The 22372-nt window shown below is 63.7% G+C and carries 26 protein-coding genes; 17 read left to right on the forward strand and 9 right to left on the reverse strand.

Annotated features, from left to right (window positions below; translation table 11 throughout):
- A complete protein-coding gene (gene hemN / locus HCO70_RS23565; RefSeq protein WP_172300362.1) occupies positions 1-1356 on the reverse strand; it encodes an oxygen-independent coproporphyrinogen III oxidase in 1356 nt (451 codons plus the stop codon).
- A gap of 69 nt (positions 1357-1425) precedes the next feature.
- On the opposite strand from hemN, the gene fnrL reads away from it, so the two are divergent.
- Complete coding sequence (fnrL, locus tag HCO70_RS23570) at positions 1426-2169, forward strand: transcriptional regulator FnrL (protein ID WP_172300363.1); 744 nt, start codon at positions 1426-1428, stop codon at positions 2167-2169.
- A gap of 60 nt (positions 2170-2229) precedes the next feature.
- On the opposite strand, the gene HCO70_RS23575 is transcribed toward fnrL, so the two are convergent.
- Positions 2230-3069: a universal stress protein gene (locus tag HCO70_RS23575; protein ID WP_172300364.1), complete on the reverse strand. Its 840-nt coding sequence runs from the start codon at positions 3067-3069 to the stop codon at positions 2230-2232.
- 207 nt (positions 3070-3276) lie between these two features.
- On the opposite strand from HCO70_RS23575, the gene ccoN reads away from it, so the two are divergent.
- From ccoN to ccoP, 4 genes are read left to right on the forward strand one after another with little or no spacing between them, the layout of a single operon-like run.
- Positions 3277-4878, forward strand: a complete 1602-nt coding sequence (ccoN, locus tag HCO70_RS23580; RefSeq protein ID WP_172300365.1) for a cytochrome-c oxidase, cbb3-type subunit I — start codon at positions 3277-3279, stop codon at positions 4876-4878.
- A 12-nt stretch (positions 4879-4890) separates the two neighbouring features.
- Positions 4891-5667, forward strand: coding sequence for a cytochrome-c oxidase, cbb3-type subunit II (gene ccoO, locus HCO70_RS23585; RefSeq protein WP_172300366.1), 777 nt, complete (start codon positions 4891-4893; stop codon positions 5665-5667).
- A 10-nt stretch (positions 5668-5677) separates the two neighbouring features.
- Positions 5678-5860, forward strand: a complete 183-nt coding sequence (locus tag HCO70_RS23590) for a cbb3-type cytochrome c oxidase subunit 3 (protein ID WP_172300367.1) — start codon at positions 5678-5680, stop codon at positions 5858-5860.
- Entirely contained in the window at positions 5857-6753 is an 897-nt protein-coding gene (gene ccoP / locus HCO70_RS23595; protein WP_172300368.1) for a cytochrome-c oxidase, cbb3-type subunit III, read from the forward strand. Before HCO70_RS23590 ends, ccoP begins: the two co-directional genes overlap by 4 nt.
- Before the next feature lie 406 nt (positions 6754-7159).
- Here the strand turns inward: ccoP and HCO70_RS24700 are convergent, their stop codons facing one another.
- Positions 7160-7360, reverse strand: coding sequence for a hypothetical protein (locus HCO70_RS24700; RefSeq protein ID WP_216665601.1), 201 nt, complete (start codon positions 7358-7360; stop codon positions 7160-7162).
- 99 nt (positions 7361-7459) lie between these two features.
- On the opposite strand from HCO70_RS24700, the gene HCO70_RS23600 reads away from it, so the two are divergent.
- The 6 genes from HCO70_RS23600 to HCO70_RS23625 all read left to right on the forward strand — a co-directional run bounded on the left by HCO70_RS23600 (position 7460) and on the right by HCO70_RS23625 (position 13563).
- Positions 7460-8344, forward strand: a complete 885-nt coding sequence (locus tag HCO70_RS23600; protein WP_172300369.1) for a LysR family transcriptional regulator — start codon at positions 7460-7462, stop codon at positions 8342-8344.
- Between the two features lie 177 nt (positions 8345-8521).
- Positions 8522-10060, forward strand: coding sequence for a cytochrome c oxidase accessory protein CcoG (locus HCO70_RS23605; RefSeq protein ID WP_172300370.1), 1539 nt, complete (start codon positions 8522-8524; stop codon positions 10058-10060).
- The gene (locus HCO70_RS23610; protein WP_172300371.1) at positions 10057-10512 is read left to right on the forward strand and encodes a FixH family protein; all 456 of its coding nucleotides are present in this window, start codon (positions 10057-10059) and stop codon (positions 10510-10512) included. The genes HCO70_RS23605 and HCO70_RS23610 overlap by 4 nt, the downstream gene beginning before the upstream one ends.
- A gap of 4 nt (positions 10513-10516) precedes the next feature.
- Positions 10517-12700, forward strand: coding sequence for a heavy metal translocating P-type ATPase (locus HCO70_RS23615; protein ID WP_172300372.1), 2184 nt, complete (start codon positions 10517-10519; stop codon positions 12698-12700).
- Positions 12700-12861: a cbb3-type cytochrome oxidase assembly protein CcoS gene (gene ccoS, locus HCO70_RS23620; RefSeq protein ID WP_172300373.1), complete on the forward strand. Its 162-nt coding sequence runs from the start codon at positions 12700-12702 to the stop codon at positions 12859-12861. Before HCO70_RS23615 ends, ccoS begins: the two co-directional genes overlap by 1 nt.
- Positions 12862-12894: 33 nt before the next feature.
- Positions 12895-13563, forward strand: a complete 669-nt coding sequence (locus tag HCO70_RS23625) for a DNA-3-methyladenine glycosylase I (protein WP_172300374.1) — start codon at positions 12895-12897, stop codon at positions 13561-13563.
- Positions 13564-13613: 50 nt separating this feature from the next.
- Here the strand turns inward: HCO70_RS23625 and pyrC are convergent, their stop codons facing one another.
- The 6 genes from pyrC to HCO70_RS23655 form a co-directional block, all read right to left on the reverse strand.
- Entirely contained in the window at positions 13614-14897 is a 1284-nt protein-coding gene (pyrC, locus tag HCO70_RS23630; RefSeq protein ID WP_172300375.1) for a dihydroorotase, read from the reverse strand.
- A complete protein-coding gene (locus HCO70_RS23635; RefSeq protein WP_172300376.1) occupies positions 14894-15034 on the reverse strand; it encodes a hypothetical protein in 141 nt (46 codons plus the stop codon). The genes pyrC and HCO70_RS23635 overlap by 4 nt, the downstream gene beginning before the upstream one ends.
- 12 nt (positions 15035-15046) lie before the next feature.
- Positions 15047-15613, reverse strand: coding sequence for a hypothetical protein (locus HCO70_RS23640; protein WP_172300377.1), 567 nt, complete (start codon positions 15611-15613; stop codon positions 15047-15049).
- Positions 15610-16065: a hypothetical protein gene (locus HCO70_RS23645; protein ID WP_172300378.1), complete on the reverse strand. Its 456-nt coding sequence runs from the start codon at positions 16063-16065 to the stop codon at positions 15610-15612. Before HCO70_RS23645 ends, HCO70_RS23640 begins: the two co-directional genes overlap by 4 nt.
- Entirely contained in the window at positions 16058-17011 is a 954-nt protein-coding gene (locus HCO70_RS23650) for an aspartate carbamoyltransferase catalytic subunit (RefSeq protein ID WP_172300379.1), read from the reverse strand. Before HCO70_RS23650 ends, HCO70_RS23645 begins: the two co-directional genes overlap by 8 nt.
- Before the next feature lie 66 nt (positions 17012-17077).
- The gene (locus tag HCO70_RS23655) at positions 17078-17443 is read right to left on the reverse strand and encodes a VOC family protein (protein WP_172300380.1); all 366 of its coding nucleotides are present in this window, start codon (positions 17441-17443) and stop codon (positions 17078-17080) included.
- Positions 17444-17585: 142 nt separating this feature from the next.
- Between HCO70_RS23655 and HCO70_RS23660 the strand changes: the two genes are divergently transcribed.
- From HCO70_RS23660 to HCO70_RS23685, 6 genes are all read left to right on the forward strand, one after another.
- On the forward strand, positions 17586-18362 hold the full coding sequence (locus HCO70_RS23660; protein ID WP_172300476.1) for a uracil-DNA glycosylase: 777 nt from the start codon (positions 17586-17588) through the stop codon (positions 18360-18362).
- Positions 18359-18949: a metallophosphoesterase gene (locus tag HCO70_RS23665; RefSeq protein ID WP_172300381.1), complete on the forward strand. Its 591-nt coding sequence runs from the start codon at positions 18359-18361 to the stop codon at positions 18947-18949. Before HCO70_RS23660 ends, HCO70_RS23665 begins: the two co-directional genes overlap by 4 nt.
- Positions 18949-19548, forward strand: a complete 600-nt coding sequence (locus HCO70_RS23670; RefSeq protein WP_172300382.1) for a metallophosphoesterase family protein — start codon at positions 18949-18951, stop codon at positions 19546-19548. Before HCO70_RS23665 ends, HCO70_RS23670 begins: the two co-directional genes overlap by 1 nt.
- Positions 19545-20159 (forward strand): LysE family transporter, encoded by a 615-nt coding sequence (locus HCO70_RS23675; RefSeq protein WP_172300383.1) that lies wholly within the window; start codon positions 19545-19547, stop codon positions 20157-20159. Before HCO70_RS23670 ends, HCO70_RS23675 begins: the two co-directional genes overlap by 4 nt.
- Positions 20156-20698 (forward strand): molybdenum cofactor biosynthesis protein B, encoded by a 543-nt coding sequence (gene moaB, locus HCO70_RS23680; protein ID WP_172300384.1) that lies wholly within the window; start codon positions 20156-20158, stop codon positions 20696-20698. The genes HCO70_RS23675 and moaB overlap by 4 nt, the downstream gene beginning before the upstream one ends.
- A 154-nt stretch (positions 20699-20852) precedes the next feature.
- Positions 20853-22316 carry an efflux RND transporter periplasmic adaptor subunit gene (locus HCO70_RS23685; protein ID WP_172300477.1) on the forward strand — a complete coding sequence of 488 codons (1464 nt, stop codon included), beginning with the start codon at positions 20853-20855 and terminating at the stop codon, positions 22314-22316.
- Positions 22317-22372 lie beyond the last annotated feature (56 nt).

Consider the following 22372-nt stretch of genomic DNA (forward strand, 5'->3'; position numbering starts at 1 on the left):
TCAGACTGCGTGGCTGTGACCGGTCGACGCTGTGTCGTAGGCGTCGAAATAGCGCGCGATCATGCGTGCCAGCGACCGGCCCTCTGGTTGGATCGAGACCCTGCCGCCCGATACGGTCAGCATCCCTGGGAAGGTACGGTCCAGCCCTTCGGCCATGGCAATCGCCGTGGCGGTCGGAGCGCCGGTTTCCTTCGCAGCCTCGGCCAGATCGGCTCGGAAATCGCAAAGCAGCATCTCAATGATGCGCCCACGCAGCAGGTCGTCGCCGCCGAACGCATGGCCGCGTTTGGTCGCAAGAGCGTCATCGCGGATCCGCCGCTGGTAGCCGGATGTGCTGGCGTCATTTTGGGCATAGCCCTGCGCATAGCGTGAGATAGCCGATGCGCCGACACCGATCAGCGTCGTGAAATCATCCTCGGTATAGCCCTGAAAATTCCGCCGCATCGTGCCGTTACGCTGCGCTACCGCCAGGCCGTCCTCGGGCCGAGCGAAATGGTCGATGCCAATCTCCTGAAACCCGTCCCACAGGAATAGCTCGCGCGCGGTGTTGAAAAGCCGCAGCCGTTCCTCCGGCGCGGGCAGGGCATCGGTCGGGATCAGGCCCTGCCGCTTGGCCATCCAAGGCACATGGGCATAACCGAACAGCGCCACGCGGTCGGGACCAAGCGAAAGCAGTTTCTGCACCGACTCAGAGATCTTGTGCTCTGTCTGATAGGGCAGTCCATACAGGATATCGGCGTTTAGACTGGTAATTCCGCGGGCGCGCAGGCCGTCGACGGCGGTTTTGGTCACCTCGTAGCTTTGCGGTCGACCAATCGTCTCCTGAATCGCAGGGTCGAAATCCTGGATACCGATCGAGGCGCGGTTCATGCCGACAGCGGCGAGAGCGTCGAGGCGCGGGGCGTCGATCTCGTTTGGGTCGATCTCGACTGAGAACTGGGCGTTTTCCGCCAGTGGTGCCGCGTCGAATATCGCGTCGGCAAGCTCGGTGATCATTTCCGGCGCCAGCAGTGTCGGCGTGCCGCCACCCCAGTGAAGGTGGCCGATCCGGACACCTGCAGGCAGGAGCATACCGATCTTTGCTAGCTCCAGCTTCAGCGTCTCGATATAGGCAGCTACGGGTGACAGGGTCGATGTGCCCTGTGTGCGGCAGGCGCAGAACCAGCAAAGCCTGCGACAGAACGGCACATGCACGTATAACGATATGAGAGAGCCGGCCTCTACAGATTGTATCCATTTGGCCGTTTCCACTGCTCCAACGCCGCCGGAGAACTGTGGTGCGGTGGGATAGCTCGTGTAACGCGGCACACGCGCGTCAAAGAGGCCCATCTGCTTTAGTTGCGAAATCTGTGCCATGACTTTAGAATTCTCACGGCGCGACAGGAGCCACCTTGATACGGATCAAGCTGGCAGATGAATATCCGAATGGACGATCTTAGACTTCACGATCACAGGAATTGTGCGAGCTGCCCGATCCGGCACCGTGCCGTCTGCTCGAAATGCGAGCCGGACGAGCTGGAGTTGCTCGACTCGATCAAGTACTACCGCAGCTACGATCCGGGCCAGCCTGTGGTCTGGGCCGGCGATCCGCTGGATTTCGTGGCCTCGGTGGTCAGCGGCATCGCCACGCTAAGCCAGACGCTGGAGGACGGTCGAACGCAGATGGTCGGGCTGCTGTTGCCGTCGGATTTTCTTGGACGACCAGGACGCGCCACCGCCCCGTACGACGTGACCGCGAACTCCAAGCTGCTGCTCTGCTGCTTCCGTCGCGGTCCATTCGAGAGGCTGCTACGTGAAACGCCGTCCATCGCGCAGCGCCTGCTGGAGATGACGCTGGACGAACTCGACGCTGCGCGCGACTGGATGCTGATTCTCGGCCGCAAGACCGCGCGCGAGAAGATCGCGAGCCTTCTGACAATCATCGCGCAGCGCGAGGCGTCGCTGCAGAAACTGTCGCCGACGGACGGCTCGGCATTTGACCTGCCGCTTACGCGAGAGGCGATGGCGGATTATCTGGGCCTGACGCTCGAAACGGTAAGCCGGCAGATCTCTGCCCTGAAGCGGGATGGAATCATCCGGCTGGAAGGCAAGCGCCATATCGTGGTGCCGGACTTCGATGCGCTGATCGCTGAAACCGGCGACGATGCGGATGGCGGGCTGCTGGTCTAGCCGTTTTTCCAAAACCGTAAAGACGGAACGCCCGGGGCCAAGGCCCCGGGCGTTATCGTTTCAGTGTGCCATCAGCACCGGTACTTCGGCGATCTCCAACATGTTGCGGGTGGCACCGCCCAAAATCGCCTCGCGGAAGCGGGAGTGCCCGTAGGCGCCCATGACAATCATGTCGGCGCCTGTATCGCCGGCATGCCGGCACAGGATGTCTGAGATCCGCGGCATGGTCTTCGCCAGCACCGAAACCTCCGGCCGAACGCCGTGGCGAGACAGGACTTGGCTCAATTGGCCGCCCGGATCGGAGCGGTCGGGGCTATGCGCTGGAGGATCAATGACCGTGATATTCACCAGATCCGCCTGCTGCAGGAACGGCAGCGCGGCGCGAATGGCGGTCAGCGACTCGGTGCTTTCGTTCCAGGCAACAACCACGTTCGACAGCGACTCGGGCAATGCCTTGTTATTGGGGATCACCAGCACCGGAACGGCGCCATTGAACAGTACCGCCTCCAGGATCGCCTCGTTCTCATGCGCCCGGTCGCCAGCGTATGGCTGCGGCAGGACGGCGAGATCGGCCATCCGTGTGCGGTGCGCGACAAGCGGCGCCATTCCGGCGATTTGAACCGTCGCCCGGAAAATCGCATAGGGCAGATCCTCGCCCGCCATGCGTTCCTTGAGCTTCGCCTCCAGCGCCTCGGCCTCGGCCTGTGCCTGTGCCAGGTTGTCCTGAAGAACGACGGCGCTTGCGCCGGCATAGTAGAAACCTGGCTGGGTGCGGTCGATCCCGAGGCAGAGAATGTCCAGATGCGCCTCTTCCCGCGTCGCGAGCGCGATCGCGGCATCTAGCGCGGACTTGTTCGTTTCTAAATCGTTAACCACCGTGACGATAGTCTTGTAAGCCATGGGTGTGCCTCCGGAATTTTGCGGGACATGCGCCGCGACTGCGCGGTCGTGTCACACAGTGTGTGCCCATGATCGCACGCTTGGCGCAACCCTCATTGATATGGATCAAGGTATGTGTACGGTCGTGGGTGCAGATGCGGGAGCGTCGAATAATGTCCGGCGGCGAGGGTAACCGTAAGCCGGGCGAAGGACAAAGGGACGACATAGATGTGGAATACAGTGAAGCTGGTGGTGTTTGGGCTGGTCGCTCTGGCCGCCGCAATAGCCGCCAACTATGGCCGTGACCTGGCCTATCAGGTCCACGCCCTGATCTTCATGGCCGTCGCCGCCGGGCTTTTCATCTGGAGCCTGCGGCACTGGGACGATCCGCCGGCGGAGATTAATCAGGCAGAGTACATGGACGGCGTGATTCGCGCCGGTGCCATCGCCACCGCCTTCTGGGGAGCGGTCGGGTTTCTGGTCGGTGTGTTTATCGCTTTTCAGCTGGCATTTCCGGTGCTCAACTTCGAATGGGCGCAAGGTTATGCCAACTTCGGCCGGCTGCGGCCATTGCACACCTCAGCGGTGATTTTTGCCTTCGGCGGGAACGCCTTGCTGTGCACATCCTTCTATGTCGTCCAGCGGACCAGCGCCGCGCGCCTATTCGGCGGCAATCTCGCCTGGTTCGTTTTCTGGGGCTACAATCTGTTCATCGTGCTGGCCGCAACGGGGTATCTGCTTGGCGCCACCCAGTCCAAGGAATATGCCGAGCCGGAATGGTACGTCGACTTGTGGCTGACCATCGTCTGGGTCGCCTATCTGGCCGTCTTCCTCGGCACGATTCTGAAGCGGAAAGAGCCGCATATCTATGTGGCTAACTGGTTCTACCTGTCCTTCATCGTAACCATCGCGATGCTGCATATCGTCAACAACATCTCGATCCCGGTCTCGATTTTCGGCTCCAAGTCGGTGCAGGTCTTCGCCGGCGTGCAGGACGCGATGACGCAATGGTGGTACGGTCACAACGCCGTGGGCTTCTTCCTGACCGCGGGCTTCCTCGGCATGATGTATTACTTCGTGCCGAAGCAGGCGGAACGGCCGATCTACAGCTACAAACTGTCTATCGTCCACTTCTGGGCGTTGATCTTCCTGTACATATGGGCCGGCCCGCACCACCTGCATTACACAGCACTGCCCGACTGGGCCTCGACCCTTGGTATGGTGTTCTCGATCGTGCTGTGGATGCCCTCCTGGGGTGGCATGATCAACGGCCTGATGACGCTGTCGGGTGCCTGGGACAAGCTGCGCACCGATCCGATCATCCGCATGATGGTAATCTCCATCGGCTTCTACGGCATGTCGACCTTCGAGGGCCCGATGATGTCGATCCGCGCGGTGAACTCGCTTTCGCACTATACTGACTGGACGATCGGTCACGTGCATTCCGGTGCTCTGGGCTGGAACGGCATGATCACCTTCGGCGCGCTTTACTTCCTGGTACCGCGCCTTTGGAACCGCGAGCGGCTGTACAGTCTCTCGATGGTCAGCTGGCACTTCTGGCTCGCGACCATCGGTATCGTGCTCTACGCCGCGTCGATGTGGGTCACCGGCATCATGGAAGGCCTGATGTGGCGCGAAGTCGACGCGCAGGGCTTCTTGGTGAACTCCTTCGCCGACACAGTCGCGGCGAAGTTCCCGATGTACGTCGTACGCGCCCTTGGCGGGGTCCTGTACCTCACCGGTGCGCTGATCATGTGCTACAACCTCTGGATGACCGTCCGGGCCCAGCCGAAGATTTCGGACGAGCCCGCCATGGTCCCGGCCGAATAAGGAGCGCCGGAGATGGCTGATACAACTGCAAACACTCCCCCAGAAGGCGACAAGCCGAAGAAGAAGGGGCTGCTCGACCGCCACGCGTTCCTGGAAAAGAATGCCACCTTGTTGCTGATCTTCTCCTTCCTAGTGGTCACCATCGGCGGCATCGTCGAGATCGTGCCGCTGTTCTACCTCGAGAACACGATCGAGGACGTGGAAGGCGTGCGGCCCTACTCGCCGCTCGAGCTGGAGGGTCGGAACATCTACATCCGCGAAGGCTGCTATGTCTGCCACTCGCAAATGATCCGGCCCATGCGCGACGAGGTCGAACGTTATGGTCACTTCTCGCTGGCCGCGGAGTCGAAATATGACCACCCGTTCCAGTGGGGATCGAAGCGGACCGGGCCCGACTTGGCGCGTGTCGGCGGCCGGTACTCCGACGCCTGGCACGTCGCGCACCTGACCGACCCGCAGTCTGTGGTGCCGGAGTCGCTGATGCCGAAATACGGCTACCTGCTGAACAACATGCTGGACGGCAAGTACATCGAGGACGTGATGAGCACCAACCGCTTCGTTGGTGTGCCATACACGGACGAGATGCTGGAAAACGCCGCTGCCGACTTCCGGGCGCAGGCCGATCCGGACAGCGACTACGACGACATGCTGGAACGCTATCCGGGGGCGCAGGTCAGGAACTTCGACGACGCGCCCGGCATTTCCGAGATGGATGCGCTGATCGCCTATATGCAGATGCTCGGGACGCTGGTCGATTTCTCGACCTTCACGCCCGACGACAGCCGGTAGGGAGGGGCGGATGGACTATCACATCCTCAGAGAGATCGCCGATAGCTGGGCGCTGCTCGTGCTGTTCCTCTTCTTCATCGGCGTCGTTGCCTGGGCGTTCCGCCCGGGCAGCCGCAAGATCCACGAGGACTCAGCAAGTATTCCGTTCAGGAACGAAGACAAACCCGCCGATGCGCAGGAGGCACGGCAATGAGTGCAGAAGAGAAAAAAGACGAAACCACGGGTGTCGGTACGACAGGTCACGAATGGGACGGCATCGAAGAGTGGAACAATCCGCTGCCAAGATGGTGGGTCTACACATTCTACGCCACGGTCATTTGGGGGATCATCTATACGATCCTGTTCCCGGCCTGGCCGATGGTGACGCGAGCGACCGCAGGGATGCTGGGCTTTTCGACGCGCGGGCAGGTGATGGCCGACATCGCGGCATTCGAAGACAAGCACGCCGGGTTGCGCGAGGAACTGGCAGTGGCCGACCTGAACACGCTGAACGAGAACCCTGATCTGCAAAACTTCGCCGTCCAGATGGGAAGCTCGGTGTTTCGCAACAACTGCTCGCAATGCCACGGTTCCGGCGCTGCCGGCGTGCAGGCCTCCGGCTATCCAAACTTGCTGGACGACGACTGGTTGTGGGGCGGAACGATCGACGACATCGCCTATACTGTCACCAACGGCGTCAGGAACGAACAGTCTCCGGATACCCATTGGTCCGAGATGCCGGCCTTTGGGGCCGATGAGATCCTGTCGGGCGAAGAGATCGCCCAGGTCGTGCAGTACGTACGGCAGATCTCGGGTCAGGAGCATGATGCCGAACTGGCTTCGGCCGGCGCGGTGCTCTTCGCCGACCAATGTTCCTCCTGCCACATGGAGGACGGAACCGGCGATCCAGCCCTTGGCGCGCCGGACCTGACCGATGCGATCTGGCTATATGGCGGCGACGTCGCGACGCTGACCGAGACGGTTACCTATGCCCGTTTCGGCGTGATGCCGGCCTGGTCGGAGGAATTCCGCAAGGGCGCCGGCCTCAGCCAGACCGAGATCAACGCGGTCGCGGCCTACGTCCACCAGTTGGGCGGTGGCGAATGAGCTGAGCCAGAAAACCCGGGGGCTAGCCCCCGGGCCAGGCGTCGGAACCAGGATCCTGTTCGCGCGTTTCTTCCTGGGACCGGCGCCGCCCTAAGACCGGCTGTTAGCGCAGCCGGTCTTTTCCTATTTGCAGAAGGGCGGCAGCGGATCAAGCCGATTGGGAAGCGCCGCCAAATGACGTGGGGCAGCAGAAACAGCATATCTGAAAGAAAAGACCTCCGGCGGTGGCGCCGGCACCGGGGACCGGCAAATGCAGGCGCGTTCTTGGTTCTCGCGCCCGCCAACGGGCAGCAGGCGCGCAGGATACCGCCGGAGGAGTGGTTCGGACCAGGCCGGGTTAGCGCGAATAGCCCGGTCCGACAGGGTCTCTTGGGTTAAGCGAAGCACGCCGGCCGACGGCCAGGGCTTAAAGGTCGCGCGGGTCCGTGGCGGCGGGCCGGCGACGGAACAGGCGGAACCGGCTACGCGACCGATGCCGGGGCGGCGCCGACAAAAGGCGCGGCCGCACCCTGTTGTCACGGAGGTTGGCGAAATGCTGGTCCTCCCAGTAGGGAGACTGGCGCATGCGGGTTGCGATCATGAAAGTACCTGCAAGTGGGTTGATCATCGGTCTGGCTCCTGAAGGGCGTTTGATGCCTGTAATATTGCCTCTTGCGCCCTCCTAAGCGAATCAGGAATTCTGCGAATATGTAAGCAGGAGTTACAGATGTCTTTCCGCAACCTGCCGCCGCTTGCTCAGTTGCGCGCCTTCGCAGCCCTTGCCGAGACCGGTGGTATGTCCTCTGCCGGTGAACTCCTGAACGTCAGCCATGCTGCGATCAGCCAGCAGGTCCGCGCATTGGAAGAACGGCTGGGTGTGAAGCTGATGGAGCGGGAAGGGCGCAGCATCGTTCTCACGCCCGACGGGCGGCGGCTGGGCAAAACCCTCCGCGATGCTTTCGAGTCGGTTACGCGGGAGATAGAGGACATGACTGGCGCCGATGCCGACCGGCCGCTGCAGATCACATGCACACCCAGCTTTGCCGCGCGCTGGCTGATGCCGCGCATGGGTAGCTTTCGCGAAGCTCACCCGGATATCAACCTGATGATCAACCCGACAGCCGACCGCGTGGATCCGGCGCCCGGGGGTCTTGACCTGGCCATCCGCTTCGGACTGGGCGACTGGAAAGGGCTGGATAGCGAAGTGTTCCTGAAAACCAGGTTCGTGATCGCCGCCGCGCGCAGTCTGATCGGTGATCGAGAGATCACCTCGCCCCGCGACCTGCTTGAATACCCCTGGCTACAGGAGATTGGCACCAACGAAGCCAAGGAATGGCTGACTTCGCGCGGCGTGACCGAGGCACGGGTGCGCAGGATGACGGATCTTCCCGGAAACCTGCTGCAGGACGCGCTGCGGGCCGGAGAGGGCGTGGCGGCAACCGCCCGCGCCTTCATCGAGCCAGAAATCGCAGCCGGCGACATCGTCGTTCTGTTCCAGGACGACGGACGCGGCATGGGTTATCATCTGGTGACCCGGCCGGGGCCGAAACGGCCCGTTCTCAAATCCTTCCTTCGCTGGCTGCGCCGCCAGGAACCTGCGCGGCCGGAATGATGCCGGGAAAGCCTTCGACAGCAAGAATTGACCCGAATTAACATCTTGTCCCGAAAGGGTTATCGCATGGGTGCGGCAAAAAGGTGCACGCCACTTACTTGATACAAGTCAAGGACGCTTACAGGCTGTTCCTGCGACAAGCCGTCAAAGCCAGAAAATCGTGTCAGGATTCGCTCGATGAGCAGCACCGATTCCAGCCCCCTCTATGCCGCCCGAGAACCGATCTTCCCCCGCAGGGTGAATGGCAGCTTCCGCACGTTCAAATGGGTGATCATGGCGGTGACGCTGGGCATCTACTACCTGACGCCCTGGATTCGCTGGGACCGTGGCCCGGAATTGCCGGACCAGGCGGTGCTGGTCGATCTCGCCGGACGTCGGTTCTTCTTTTTCTGGATCGAGATCTGGCCGCACGAGTTCTACTTCGTCGCCGGCCTGCTGATCATGGCGGGGCTGGGATTATTCCTGTTCACGTCGGCGCTGGGCCGGGTCTGGTGCGGCTATACCTGCCCACAGACAGTTTGGACTGACCTCTTCATCCTCACCGAGCGCTGGATCGAAGGCGACCGCAACGCGCGGGTGCGGCTGTGGAAACAGAAATGGGACGCCCGCAAGTGGCGGCTCCGGATCAGCAAATGGATTGTCTGGCTGCTGATCGGTCTCGCCACCGGCGGTGCATGGGTGTTCTATTTCACCGACGCGCCCACGCTAGCGGTCGATCTGGTGACGCTGAACGCACATCCGGTCGCCTATACAACGATGGCAATCCTGACCTTCACCACTGTCCTGTTCGGCGGCTTCGCGCGCGAACAAGTTTGCATCTACATGTGCCCTTGGCCAAGGATTCAGGCGGCGATGATGGATGAGGACACAATCACCATCGCCTATCGCGAATGGCGCGGCGAGCCGCGCGGCAAGGGTAAGCGCCGCCGCGAGCTCGCCGAGCAGGCCGAGGCGGTGTCCTACGCGGCAGGCGCAAAGCACGGCGGCACCTCACCCAAGGTCCCGATGCCGGGCATGCCCTCGGGCGTCGGCGGGCCGATCCCGGCCAAGGAGGGCTATGGCGATTGCATCGACTGCAATGCCTGCGTCAATGTCTGCCCGATGGGGATCGACATCCGTGACGGACAGCAGATGGCCTGCATCACCTGCGGCCTCTGCATCGACGCCTGCAACGACGTGATGGATAAGATCGGCAAGCCGCGCGGGCTGATCGGATACATGGCGTTGACCGACGAACTGCGCGAGCGGGAAGGCCAGGAACCGAAGCCCGTCATCAAGCACATCCTGCGACCGCGTACGATCCTCTACACGACGCTTTGGTCGCTGGTGGGCATCGGCCTTGTCGTAGCCCTCTTCATGCGCTCCGATATCGACGTTACAGTCGCCCCTGTGCGCAATCCGCTCTACGTAACCCTCTCAGACGGATCGATCCGCAACGCCTATGACGTGCGGCTGCTGAACAAGCATGGCGAGGAACGGCCGTTCCGCGTCTCGGTCACCGGCGATCCGGCGGTGCGGATCCAGGTCGAAGGGACACCTTACGAGACCGTGACCGTACCCGCCGACGAAACGAGGCTGCAGCGGGTCTACGTGATCGCGCCGCCGGGGTCGGATCCCGCGCAGGGCGGGCTGACGGATATCCGGTTCTGGGTCGAAGACCTGATCAACGGCGACCGGGCCTACAAGGACAGCACTTTCAGCGGAGTGGGGCAATGAGCGCGAAACCTCTTACCGGGCGCAAGGTCTTCCTGATCTTCGCCTCGGCCTTTGGCGTGATCATCGCGGTGAACGTTCTGCTGGCGGTCAAGGCTGTCGGCACATTCCCGGGGCTGGAGGTGAAAAACTCCTACGTCGCCAGCCAGACCTTCGATGCCGAGCGCGCAGCGCAACAGGCGCTGGGGTGGGATGTTACGGCAGAGGTTGTAGACGGGTCACTCGTACTCATCATCCTCGGACAGGACGGTGTATCGGTTCAACCCGCCGTTTTAGAGGCGACGCTGGGCCGCGCAACAGTGCGCGATCAGGACTTCGCACCCGATTTCGCGTATGATGGCCGAGCTTATGTCGCGCCGGTTGATCTCGAACCTGGAAAATGGGACCTGCGGATGACCGCGACTGCGGAGGATGGCACCGCCTTTCGCCAACGAATCGTGATGCACGTGGACTGACTCTATGGCCGCAACCGCACAACCCGCTGCTTGCCCAGCCTGCGCCGTCGCACCGGCGGCGGCGGAGATTGCAGGCCGACAGGGTGCGGTTGGCGGCGAGCAGGTGCTGCTGTCTTTGCCCGAAATCCACTGCGCCGCCTGCATCTCGGGCGTCGAGCGGTCGCTCTCGGCAATGCCTGGGGTCCGGCGGGCGCGGGTAAACCTGACACTGAAACGCGCAACTGTGGATGTCGATCCAGGGATCGACGCGGCGGGGCTGGCACGTGAGCTGAAGGCGCAGGGTTGGGCCGCGCATGAACTTGACACCGCGACACTGGCGGGAACGCAGGGTGACCGTGCCGGTCGCGACCTGCTGATGCGGCTGGGTGTGGCGGGGTTCGCGATGATGAACGTCATGCTGCTGTCCGTCGCTATCTGGAGCGGCGCAGAAGCGGCGACGCGCGACATGTTCCACTGGATTTCCGCCGCGATAGCCTTGCCGGCTATCGCCTTTTCCGCGCAACCGTTCTTCCGGCATGCCTGGACGGCAGTGCGCGCGGGGCGGCTCAACATGGATGTGCCGATCTCGCTGGCGATCCTGCTGGCGGCGGGCTTGAGCATATGGGAAACGGCGCATTCCGGCGCCCATGCCTATTTCGATGCGGCCCTTTCCCTGACCTTTTTCCTGCTGGCGGGGCGATACCTTGATCACCGCACACGATCCGTCGCGCGTTCCGCGGCGCAGGAATTGGCCGCTCTTGAAGTGCCCCGCGCCCTGCGTATCAGCGGCACGGGTGAGGCGATGGTGCCAGTGGCGGAACTGGCCGTCGGTGACGTTGTGCGCGTTCTTCCAGGTCAGCGCGTGCCGGTGGACGGCGTCGTCGAAAGCGGCGCCAGCGAGATCGACCGCTCCCTGCTGACCGGTGAAAGCCTGCCGGTACAGGCGGCCAAAGGTGGTGAAGTTAACGCCGGCGAGGTCAACCTGACCGGTGTCCTGACAGTGCGGGTAACCGCGGCAGCAGTGGACTCTACGTTGCACCGGCTCGCGGATCTGGTCGCGGTCGCGGAATCGACGCGCAACCGCTACACCTCGCTGGCCGACCGCGCGGCGCGGATCTACGCGCCTGCAGTGCACCTGCTGGCGCTGGGCGCCTTCGTGGCGTGGCTGGTCGTGTCGGGCGGCGACGTCCGGCTGTCACTGAACATCGCGGTGGCAGTGCTGATCATTACCTGCCCCTGCGCGCTGGGACTGGCGGTGCCCGCCGTGACCACGGCGGCCAGCGGACGACTGTTCAAACGCGGGCTGCTGATCAAAAGCGCTACCGCGTTGGAGCGTCTGGCAGAGGTCGACACGGTCGTCTTCGACAAGACCGGAACGCTGACGGCGGGAATGCCCGAGTTGGAAAACCTGGATGCCTTCGACGCCGCCGATTTGTCGTTGGCGCTCGCACTCGCAGAAGGCTCGGCGCATCCGCTTTCCGTTTCGCTCGCGAATGCAGCGAAAGCCGCAGGCATCGCACCTGCCAAGGTGGCGCTCCTTCACGAGGTGCCGGGTTATGGCGTAGCGGCCGAATGGCGCGGCCAACGTGTGCGTCTTGGCCGTGCAGCATGGGTCGGGAAAGAACCGGCTGGACAGACGACGACTTATCTTCAGATTGGCGAGCGCGTGCAAATCTTCCGCTTCGCCGACCGCCTGCGCGAGGGCGCGGCAGAGGCGGTCGCCGCGCTTAAGGCGCAAGGCATGGACATGGTCCTGCTCTCCGGAGATGCCGAGGCGCCGGTGGCGGACCTGGCCGGTCGGCTGGGCATAGGCCGGTATGAGTCGGGCATCTTGCCGCATGAAAAAGCCGCACGAGTCGAGGCGCTGGCCGCCGAGGGCCGGCGTGTGCTGATGGTTGGCGACGGGCTGAACGACACCGGTGCAATGGCGGCGGCACATGCCTCGATCTCCCCGGCCTCGGCGCTGGAGGCGACGCGCGTGGTATCGGATATCGTGCTGCTTGGCGGCTCGCTGGCGCCACTTGGCGAGACACTGGAAACCGCACGCTCCGCCACACGCCGCATCCGCGAGAATTTCGGCATCGCCGCGGCCTACAACGCCGTGGCAATCCCGGTCGCCCTGCTCGGCTTTGCCACGCCGCTGGCGGCGGCGCTGGCAATGTCGGCATCATCAATATGCGTGTCGCTGAATGCGCTTAGGCTGCGCTGATGGACGTTCTCGTCTACCTTATCCCGATCTCTCTGATCCTCGGCGGACTGGGCCTTGGCGCTTTCGTCTGGACGCTGAAATCGCGGCAATACGAGGACCCTGAAGGCGACAGCCGCCGCATCCTGTCGGACGAGTACGACGACCATCCCAAGACCGATTGACGACTCGGGCAGGCAAGGTGTCTGATCCGCGCCATGCGGAGCTTTGCCGAGATCTACGATATCGCCGCCGAGCGGAAGGGCGGTCCGGAGGCGCTGGAAAAGCTGCTGGGCAAACCCACGCCAGCGGCCGAACTGGCGCAGATACCCGACGACCGCTGGCTGTCACGCTTCACTGAGATGATCTTCAAGTCCGGCTTCAACTGGAAAGTCGTAGAGGCGAAGTGGCCCGGTTTCGAAGAGGCGTTCCACGGGTTCGACGTGGGCCCCTGCGCGATGATGGACGACGAATGGCTCGACGCGCTGCTGCAGGACACGCGGATTGTGCGGAACGGTGCCAAGATCCAGTCCGTGCGCGACAACGCCGTCATGCTGCAGGATCTCGCGGCGAAATACGGCACTGCGGCGAAGTGCTTCGCCGAGTGGCCACGCGGGGATTTCATCGGGCTGGTGGAACTCCTGAAGACTCGTGGCAGCCGGCTGGGCGGCAATACCGGCGCCTATGCGCTGCGATTCATGGGTGTGGACAGCTTCATCCCGTCCCGCGACGTGACGGCGCGGCTCGTGGCCGAAGGCGTGGTCGACAAGGCGCCAACTTCGAAAGGCGCGATGAAGAAGGTGCAAGCGGCGTTCAACGAATGGTCCGCGGAATCCGGGCGTAGCCTGACGGAGATCAGCCGGGTTTTGGCCATGAGCATCGGGTAGTCAGGACGCCGGGATAACCTCTCGCAATTGAGGGAACTGTCCCAACACGCTCAGGCGGCGAAAACCTCCGTTCCGCCAACCCAGGTCCTTAGCACCTTGCCCTGCATCCGCGCTCCGTCGAATGGTGTGTTCTTCGACTTCGAGCGCAAGGTGAACCGGTCCAGAACAATCGGTGCGTCAGGGTCGAACAGGACAAGGTCCGCCGGCGCACCCTCGGCCAGCCGGCCCGTGGGCAGGCCAAGCCTTTCCGCCGGGTTCAGCGCCATCGCACGGAACAGCTGCGGTAGGCTTAGCTGCCCGGCGTGATACAGCCGCAGCGCTGCGGGCAGGAAGGTCTCTAGCGCGACCGCACCAGAAGCGGCCTCCTCAAAGGGCAGGCGCTTCGATTCTTCGTCCTGCGGCGTGTGCATGGAAGAGATGATGTCGATCAGGCCGGCCCCCACTGCCTCGACCATCGCCAGGCGGTCGTCCTCGTCCCGCAGAGGCGGCTTGATTTTGAAGAAGGTCCGGTAGTCGCCGATGTCGAGCACGTTCAGCGTCAGGTGGTGGATGTTGACCCCAGCGGTAACGTCGAGCCCCGCCTTCTTAGCACGCTCCAGAACCGGCAGCGCAACGGCGGTCGACAGGCTGTCTGCGTGGTACCGTGCGCCTGTCATCTCGACCAAAGTCATATCCCGTTCCAGCCCCAACCGCTCAGCCATCGGTGATACGGCGGGCAGGCCCTTAAGCGAGGCGAATTTGCCCGAAGTGGTTGCGGCGCCGGCGGACAGGATGGGTTCCTGTGGATGTGCCACGACCAGCGCGCCCAGTGATCGGGCATAGGTCAGGCAGCGAGTATAGACCTTGGTATCGGCCACCACGGCGTCGGCATCTGAAAAGGCGACCGCGCCCGCGTCCAGAAGGAACCCGATCTCCACCATCTCGCGCCCCTGCCGGCCCTTGGTCAGGGCCGCCATCGGGTGGATGCGGACCGGCGCAGCCTCGGCGGCGCGGCGGGACACGAATTCAAGCTGTTCCGGGCTGTCGATGGCGGGCAACGTGTCGGGCCGGGTGATCATCGTGGTGACACCGCCCGCTGCGGCGGCCCGTCCGGCAGAGCGGAAACTTTCCTTGTGTCGTTCGCCGGGCTCGCAGACCTTGACGCCCAGATCGACGATACCGGGCGCCAGGCACTTGCCGCTGCAATCGATCACCTGCAATCCGGTGGCCGGTGCCGCCTCCACACCAGTCAGGACCGCCGCGATCCTGCCGCCGGATATCTGCACCGCGCCCGCGACTTCGGTTCCGGCCTCGGGATCGATCAGCCGCGCGTTGGTCAGAAGCATATCGTTCATGTCGCGTCTTTCTTGATCTGCCCGATCTGCGGATCGTCTTTCGCCGCAACCTCGTAGGTCAGGTATTCGCTGCCGATGTCAACGCGGTCTTCACCTACCTGCGGTGTGAACCGTCCACCAGAGATCAAAAACCCCATCCTATACTGCCGTCACCCGAGCCCGCCAAAGGCGTAGGCCAGGACCAACAGCAGGACCGCCGCCGCCAACAGTCCGACCAGCGCCAGCGAGCGCGGCACGCGTGAAGGTGCCAACGGTTCCGGCTCCTGTGGTGACGCGACCGACGGTTCGTCGATGGAGTTGGGAAACGTGATTTCCGGCGGTTCGGCCTGGGCCAGTCGGTACGTGCCGAGGTGTCGCACAGGCCGTTCTGGCGTCAGCCTGGTTTCCTCGCCCCCGAACGCGGCGGAGTGAACCACGATCACGTATCCGTCCTCGTCGTCCAGCATGTTGGCGTCGGGCGCGATGTCGTCGGCAGAAATACCGATCCCCTCGACCAGGTAGCCCGACAGACCGATCCCCTTCAGATCTGAGGCGGGAAAGACCTCGACGTGATCGGTATCGACATGCAGGGTGCCGAGCGCCTGGGCCAGCCGTGTTTGCTGGCCATTCGCGGGCCGGTCGTCGATGAACGCCTCGGCCTTGGCAGCCGGAAGGTCGAGCGCGAAGACCCGGACCTTCTCGAATTCGTTGGCAGGAACATAAAGCGGATTTGTCATGCCGGGTTCCCTCCTGCGGCCCGCACTGCATTCCGGATCTGCCCGGCGGTTGCGTCTCGGTCGGCCTGGTATTTGATCAGGTACTTGTCGCCGGCTGCGGTGATGACCTGCACCGCGCTGGCCATGCGATTGATCTTCACGATCTCCGCCAGCCACGCCACGCGCCCGCCGGGTCCAAGCAGCCTCCGTTCGGACAGATCCCAGCGCACAGCAAGCTCCTCCGATCCTAGGTACCAGCCGCGCAGGGCGATGGCCGCCAGCCCGCCGACCGCACCGGTCCAGACATGCGGGTTGCCGATCAGCCACAGGATCGCCATGCCGGCGGCCATGGCTCCGGCAGAAAGCCAAGCCATGTCGCGCAGGTATGTGCGACGATCGGGACGAAAGGACTGCAGGATCTCCTCGCCGTCCTGAAGCGGCGCTGAAGGCGTGGGGTGTGCCCCGTCAGGCATCTTCCGGCACCTTTCGGGCAGCCTCCAGGTTCTTTGCCAGCAGTTCCATTGCTGCCATACGCACGGCAACGCCCATCTCCACCTGGTCCTGGATCACCGAGCGGTTGATGTCGTCGGCCAGCGTGCCATCGATCTCCACACCGCGGTTCATTGGGCCGGGATGCATGATGATGGCATCGGGTTTGGCATGTGCCAGTTTCTCGGCATCGAGGCCGTAGCGATGGTAATACTCCCGCTCCGACGGAATGAACCCGCCGTCCATCCGTTCCTTCTGAAGTCGCAGCATCATCACCACGTCGACGTCTTTCAGGCCCTCTTCCATGTCTTCGAACACCTCGACGCCGAACGCGCCGATCTCCGCGGGCATTAGCGTCGGCGGCCCGATAAGGCGCACGCGGTTCTCCATCTTGCCAAGCAGCAGGATATTCGAGCGCGCCACGCGGGAATGGGCGATGTCGCCGCAGATCGCGACCGACAACCTGTGCAGCCGGCCCTTGGCATAACGGATGGTCAAGGCATCCAGCAGCGCCTGCGTCGGGTGCTCATGCTTTCCGTCGCCTGCGTTCAGGACGGCACAGTTCACCTTTTCCGCCAGCAGGTTCACCGCGCCGGAATGCGGGTGCCGCACGACCAGCAGATCTGGATGCATCGCATTCAGGGTCAGTGCCGTGTCGATCAGGGTCTCGCCCTTTTTGATCGACGAGGCCTGCATCGCCATATTCATTACATCGGCGCCCAGGCGCTTGCCTGCGATCTCGAAACTCGATTGCGTCCGCGTCGAGTTTTCGAAGAACATGTTGATCTGGGTAAGGCCCTTCAGAACGTCGCCGTGCTTGTTGGCAGACCGGTTCAGGTCGACGTATTTTTCGGAAAGGTCGAGAACGGTGCGGATCTCGTCCGGATGCAGCCCTTCGATCCCGAGTAGATGTTTCTGCCGAAAGGTCATCTCCGCCCCGTCTGCGCCGTTAACCGCTTATAGAAACCAAGGCGCGGCGCAGCAAGCGTTGGCCGTTCAGGCCGCTGTTGGCTGGAAGATCTCCACCGGGTTGCCGGCAGGATCCTCGACCACGGCCTGACGGCCAGCCATACTCTCGGTTATCTCGCCGCAAATGCAGGCGCCAGACAAAATCAGCCTGGATACCAGACCGTCCAAATCATTTGTGCGAAGCTGCAACCTGTTCCATCCGCCGGGCTGAGCAGCCCGCCCCGCCCGGCCGGACGTCCCGAACCCGGGGACGCTCAGCATCAGTCGTATGCCGCCCCGCTTGAGCGAGGCGAAGCCATTGCTCAACTCAAGCTCCTCCTCGAAGTCGAGAAGGTCACGGTAGAAGTCGCAAGCGGCGGTCAGATCATCCACTATGTAGCGGATCGCTTTCACTTTGTTGCTCCGGTCTTTATGTCCGATGGGAACGAAACGGGCCGCCTACACCCAACGTTCCAAGGAAGAAAGTGCCTCGGCAGTATCTTGCGCAGCAGGCGTTTACCTTGCGCGGGACCACGCCTAGCATCGGCGCATGCAGGTGGAATCGCTGGATAGCAACGCGCTTCGCGCGCTTCTGGAGTGGCAGGTGGAACTCGGCGCTACCGAGGCCATCGGCGAGACGCCCGTGAACCGCTACGAGGTCCCCAGGGAAGCGCCCAAACCGAAACCGGCGCAGGTCGCGGAGCCCGTGCCGCATGTCACGGCGGAAGACCCGGTGGCCGCCGCCCGGGCCGCAGCCGTTGCAGCAGGCGACCTCGAGGCGCTGAATGAAGCGATCGCCGCCTACGAGTTCTGCGAGCTGAAACGTGGCGCCCGCACAACTGTCTTCTCCGACGGCAACCCGGCCGCCCGCCTGATGCTAATCGGCGAAGCTCCGGGCCGTGACGAGGATATTCAGGGCAAGCCCTTCGTCGGACGCGCCGGGCAACTGCTGGACCGGATGCTCGACGCGATAGGTCTGTCGCGCACCAGTCCCGACGCCGAAGCCGCCGTCTACATAACCAATATCCTGCCCTGGCGCCCGCCGCAGAACCGCGACCCCACGCCCGAGGAGATCGGGATGATGATGCCCTTCGTGGCCCGCCACGTGGAACTTGTGGACCCGGACGTGCTGGTGCTGATGGGCAACATCTCCTGCCTCGCGATGCTGGGCCGCAAGGGTATCACCCGCCTGCGTGGCAACTGGACAGAGGCGCTGGGCAAGCCGGTTCTGCCGATGTTTCACCCGGCCTACCTGCTGCGGAACCCGCACGCGAAACGCGAAGCGTGGCACGATCTGCTGATGCTGCAGGCGCGGCTGAGACGCAGCGCATGAGGCTGCTCGCCTTCTCCGATGTCCATTGCGACCTCGATGCTTGCGCCGCGCTGGTCGCTGCGGGGGCGGGGGCCGATCTCGTCATCGGCGCCGGCGATTTCGCGCAGCGGCACGAGGGCCTGGAGGAAACGATGGCCGCCCTTTCGCCCCTGGAGGACAAGGCCGTCTACATCCCTGGCAACAATGAGACGGCGGACGCCCTGCGCGCCGCCACATCGGCGATGGTTCTGCACGGCACAGCGGCCGAGGTCGTGGGGCTCCGGATCTTTGGCCTTGGCTGCGCGGTGCCACCGCTGCCGCCCCTGCCTTGGGGGTCCTTCGACATGGAAGAGGCCGAAGCGGCGACCCTTTTGCAGAAGGCCGAGGGTGCGGACATCCTTGTCTCACATTCGCCGCCAAAGGGCATCGCCGACGAAATGCAGGGACGCGGTTCCATCGGGTCCGAAGCTGTGCGCGCGGCGGCGATGGCCTTTCAGCCTCGGCTTCTCGTGTGCGGACACGTGCATGACTGCTGGGGCCAGACCGGCGAAATCGGGCTGACCCACGTCCGCAACCTCGGGCCGACGGTCAACTGGTTCGAGCTTTGATGCGCATTCTCGCCTTCTCGGACCTGCATCTCGGTCGCAGCCGCGCAGCGGCGCTGGTCGAGGCGAGTGCGGAGGCCGATCTGGTGATCGGCGCGGGCGATTTCTGCAACATGCGGCGCGGGCTGGAGGAGGCGATGGCGCTGCTGGGCAGGATCGCGGCGCCGATGGTGGTCGTTCCGGGGAATGCCGAAAGCGCGGAGGAACTTCGCACTGCCGCCCATGAAGGCACACGCGTCCTGCACGGCGACGGTTGCGAGATCGACGGGCTCAAACTCTTCGGCCTCGGCTACGGAGTGCCTGTGACGCCCTTCGGCGACTGGTCTTGCGACCTGAGCGAATTCGACGCGGCGACACTGCTGTCGCGATGTGACGCCGCCGACATTCTGATCACGCATTCGCCGCCCAAGGGCATTGCCGACCAGACTTCGGGCGGGCAATCTGTCGGCTCCACGGCGATCCGGGACGCGATAGAGCGGATGCAGCCGCAGCTTGCCGTCTGCGGCCATATCCATGACAGCTGGGGGCACGAGGGGGCGATCGGAAAGACCCGCGTCGTCAACCTCGGCCCCAGCCCGAACTGGTTCGAGGTGGAAACGTGATCGATCCAATCGTCCTTCTGGCCTTCATCCCAGCCGCACTGGCGCTGAATTTCACACCCGGGGCGGATATGATGTTCTGCCTCGGGCAGGGTCTGCGCCACGGCCCGCGCGCCGCCTGGGCGGCGAGCGCGGGGATCTCAACCGGCTCGATGATCCACGTCACGCTCGCCGGTCTCGGGCTCGGCGCGGTGGTGGCGCATTCACCCTGGCTGTTCGACGTGATCCGCTGGGCCGGTGTCGCCTACCTGTTGTGGCTGGCAGTGCAGGCGCTGCGCGCCGGGCCGATGAAGGCAAAGCCGCAGGGCTCCACCCATGCCTACCGCGAGGGGCTGATGGTCAACCTGACCAATCCCAAGGTGATCCTCTTCGTGCTGGCCTTCATCCCGCAATTCGTCGACCCGGCGCGCGCGGTGCTGCCGCAGTTCCTCGCCTACGGCGCCGTGCTGGCCACCGGCGGCTTTTTCATCAACGGTCTCGTCGGCCTGTTCGCCGGTGGTATCGGCAAGCGCCTCGCCTCCTCCCCCGGCTTCTCGAAGGGGCTTGGCTGGGTCAGCGCCGGCATCTTCTCAGCCCTCGCGGTGCGACTCGCGGTGATGGAGCGTGCGTCATGAGCCGGATCGACGAAAGCAAGGATTTCGTCCCGGTTCGCATCGCCGTGCTGACCGTGTCCGACACACGCTCGCTGGAAGAGGACCGCTCCGGGCAGGTGCTGGTCGACCGCATCGCCGATGCTGGTCACTTGCTCGCTTCCCGTGCCATCCTCCCCGACGAACGCACCCAGATCGCCGATCAGCTGCGCGCATGGTGCGCAGACCCCGACATTGATGCGGTTATCTCAACCGGTGGAACCGGCCTTACCGGGCGCGACGTGACAGTGGAGGCGCATCGCGACGTCTACGAAAAGGAAATCGACGCCTTCGGCACCGTCTTCACCATTGTTTCTATGCAGAAAATCGGTACCAGCGCGGTGCAAAGCCGCGCCACCGGCGGCGTTGCCAACGGGACCTACCTGTTCGCGCTGCCCGGCAGCCCCGGCGCCTGCAAGGACGCATGGGACGAGATCCTCAAAGCACAGTTCGACTATCGCCACCGGCCCTGCAATTTCGTGGAAATCATGCCGCGGCTCGACGAACATTTGCGCCGGAAATAGCGGCGCGGGCCACACTGCCCCGAAACCGTCTCAAAAAATGTGCATAATGTCGCAACGGAAACGGCGCGGGCATTCGTAACACGTATGTGGCTTGGCGCGTTTTCTGCGGCAGGCTATTCAAATGCCTGAAACTTTGAAGGCGATACCACTGCTCATGCGATTTCTGCGCCGATCCCTTGTAGGCCTTTTCCTGATGGCGGTGACGCTCGGCCTTCTGGCCTATGCCGGGCAGACCGTCTGGGGGGCACTGGAATCCGTCTGGAACCAGGAAAGCAACCCGCGCCCCGCGCGCGAACGGGTCTTCGCCGTCAATGTCGTGACGTATGAACCGGTTTCGGTAACGCCAGTCATGACTTCATTCGGAGAGGTGCGCAGCCGTCGAACGCTGGAAGTGCGGGCAACTGCCTCCGGCACCGTCGTCGAACTGGCCGAGGATTTCGAGGATGGCGGCTCTGTCCGGGCGGGCGACCTTCTGCTGCGGGTCGATCCCACCGATGCCGAAGAGGCGCTGGAAGTGGCCCGGACCGACCTTGCCGAGGCAGAGGCCGAACTGCGCGATGCGCGCCGTGCGCTCGAGATAGCGCAGGACGATGTCGCCCAGGCCGAAGCGCAGTCGGAACTGCGCAGCCAGGCGCTGGCCCGCGCCCGCAGCCTCGCCGAACGCGGCGTCGGCACAGAGGCTGCGGTGGAAGAGGCGGCGCTTGCCGAAGCCTCCGCCAAGCAGTCGGTCCTGTCAAAGCGGCAGGCGCTCGCCAATGCCGAGGCACGCGTTGATCAGGCGCAGAACGGAATGGCTCGGCAGAGGATCGCGCTGGCCGAGGCCCAGCGCGCGGTCGAGGATACCGCGATCCGCGCCGCCTTCTCTGGCACGCTCAGCGATGTCACGGTGGTGCAAGGCCGGCTGGTGCAAAACAACGAGCAGGTCGCCAATCTCGTGGACTCCGAATTGCTTGAGGTCGCGTTCCGCGTCTCCACCTCGGAATATGCCCGTCTGCTCGACGAGAACGGCGACCTGATCAAGGCAGAGGTCTTGGTCGCGCTAGACGTGCTGGGCACCGATCTGGAAACCAGTGGCATCATCAGCCGCGAGAGCGCCTCTGTCGGTGACGGCCAGTCCGGCCGCCAGATCTTTGCCCGCATCGAACAGCCGCGCGGCTTCCGTCCCGGCGATTTCGTCAGCGTCCATATCAACGAGCCGGAACTGCGCGGCGTGGCGTTGCTGCCCGCCTCGACGCTGGATGCTGCCGGCAATGTGTTGGTAGTGACCGAAGATGAACGGCTCAAGGCCGTACCGGTGGAATTGCTGCGGCGACAGGGCGACGACGTGATCGTTCGCGCTGCCGGGTTGTCCGGACAGCAGGTGGTTGCCGAACGCTCGCCGCTGCTGGGCGAGGGGATCAAGGTGCGCGCCATCGGTCCCGGCGCCGCCCCGGCGGAGGAACCGGAAGAACCTGCAATGGTCGAACTGACTGAGGAACGCCGCGCGCGCCTCGTCGCCTTTGTCGAGGCGAATACCTTCATGCCGCAGGACGCCAAGGAGCGTGTGCTGGCGCAGCTCGCCCAGCCGATGGTGCCCGTCCAGACCGTCGAGCGCATTGAAGCGCGGATGGGTGGCTGACACGATGCGCGGTGCCTCCGCCTCCGCGTTGAATGTACGCCGCCACGACGGCGCCG

The organism is Pseudoruegeria sp. HB172150 (assembly GCF_013184805.1).
Classification (GTDB): domain Bacteria; phylum Pseudomonadota; class Alphaproteobacteria; order Rhodobacterales; family Rhodobacteraceae; genus Psychromarinibacter.

What these genes read in the sequence shown, in the direction of transcription:
- HCO70_RS24700 (WP_216665601.1), bottom strand. Translation starts at nt 7,360, where the DNA reads ATGATCAACCCACTTGCAGGTACTTTCATGATCGCAACCCGCATGCGC.
- HCO70_RS23600 (WP_172300369.1), top strand. Translation starts at nt 7,460, where the DNA reads ATGTCTTTCCGCAACCTGCCGCCGCTTGCTCAGTTGCGCGCCTTCGCA.
- HCO70_RS23605 (WP_172300370.1), top strand. Translation starts at nt 8,522, where the DNA reads ATGAGCAGCACCGATTCCAGCCCCCTCTATGCCGCCCGAGAACCGATC.
- moaB (WP_172300384.1), top strand. Translation starts at nt 20,156, where the DNA reads ATGAGCCGGATCGACGAAAGCAAGGATTTCGTCCCGGTTCGCATCGCC.
- HCO70_RS23575 (WP_172300364.1), bottom strand. Translation starts at nt 3,069, where the DNA reads ATGGCTTACAAGACTATCGTCACGGTGGTTAACGATTTAGAAACGAAC.
- HCO70_RS23650 (WP_172300379.1), bottom strand. Translation starts at nt 17,011, where the DNA reads ATGACCTTTCGGCAGAAACATCTACTCGGGATCGAAGGGCTGCATCCG.
- ccoS (WP_172300373.1), top strand. Translation starts at nt 12,700, where the DNA reads ATGGACGTTCTCGTCTACCTTATCCCGATCTCTCTGATCCTCGGCGGA.
- fnrL (WP_172300363.1), top strand. Translation starts at nt 1,426, where the DNA reads ATGGACGATCTTAGACTTCACGATCACAGGAATTGTGCGAGCTGCCCG.
- HCO70_RS23685 (WP_172300477.1), top strand. Translation starts at nt 20,853, where the DNA reads ATGCGATTTCTGCGCCGATCCCTTGTAGGCCTTTTCCTGATGGCGGTG.
- HCO70_RS23635 (WP_172300376.1), bottom strand. Translation starts at nt 15,034, where the DNA reads ATGGGGTTTTTGATCTCTGGTGGACGGTTCACACCGCAGGTAGGTGAA.
- HCO70_RS23590 (WP_172300367.1), top strand. Translation starts at nt 5,678, where the DNA reads ATGGACTATCACATCCTCAGAGAGATCGCCGATAGCTGGGCGCTGCTC.
- HCO70_RS23665 (WP_172300381.1), top strand. Translation starts at nt 18,359, where the DNA reads ATGAGGCTGCTCGCCTTCTCCGATGTCCATTGCGACCTCGATGCTTGC.
- hemN (WP_172300362.1), bottom strand. Translation starts at nt 1,356, where the DNA reads ATGGCACAGATTTCGCAACTAAAGCAGATGGGCCTCTTTGACGCGCGT.
- HCO70_RS23615 (WP_172300372.1), top strand. Translation starts at nt 10,517, where the DNA reads ATGGCCGCAACCGCACAACCCGCTGCTTGCCCAGCCTGCGCCGTCGCA.
- HCO70_RS23625 (WP_172300374.1), top strand. Translation starts at nt 12,895, where the DNA reads ATGCGGAGCTTTGCCGAGATCTACGATATCGCCGCCGAGCGGAAGGGC.
- ccoO (WP_172300366.1), top strand. Translation starts at nt 4,891, where the DNA reads ATGGCTGATACAACTGCAAACACTCCCCCAGAAGGCGACAAGCCGAAG.
- HCO70_RS23640 (WP_172300377.1), bottom strand. Translation starts at nt 15,613, where the DNA reads ATGACAAATCCGCTTTATGTTCCTGCCAACGAATTCGAGAAGGTCCGG.
- HCO70_RS23670 (WP_172300382.1), top strand. Translation starts at nt 18,949, where the DNA reads ATGCGCATTCTCGCCTTCTCGGACCTGCATCTCGGTCGCAGCCGCGCA.
- ccoN (WP_172300365.1), top strand. Translation starts at nt 3,277, where the DNA reads ATGTGGAATACAGTGAAGCTGGTGGTGTTTGGGCTGGTCGCTCTGGCC.
- pyrC (WP_172300375.1), bottom strand. Translation starts at nt 14,897, where the DNA reads ATGAACGATATGCTTCTGACCAACGCGCGGCTGATCGATCCCGAGGCC.
- HCO70_RS23610 (WP_172300371.1), top strand. Translation starts at nt 10,057, where the DNA reads ATGAGCGCGAAACCTCTTACCGGGCGCAAGGTCTTCCTGATCTTCGCC.
- ccoP (WP_172300368.1), top strand. Translation starts at nt 5,857, where the DNA reads ATGAGTGCAGAAGAGAAAAAAGACGAAACCACGGGTGTCGGTACGACA.
- HCO70_RS23645 (WP_172300378.1), bottom strand. Translation starts at nt 16,065, where the DNA reads ATGCCTGACGGGGCACACCCCACGCCTTCAGCGCCGCTTCAGGACGGC.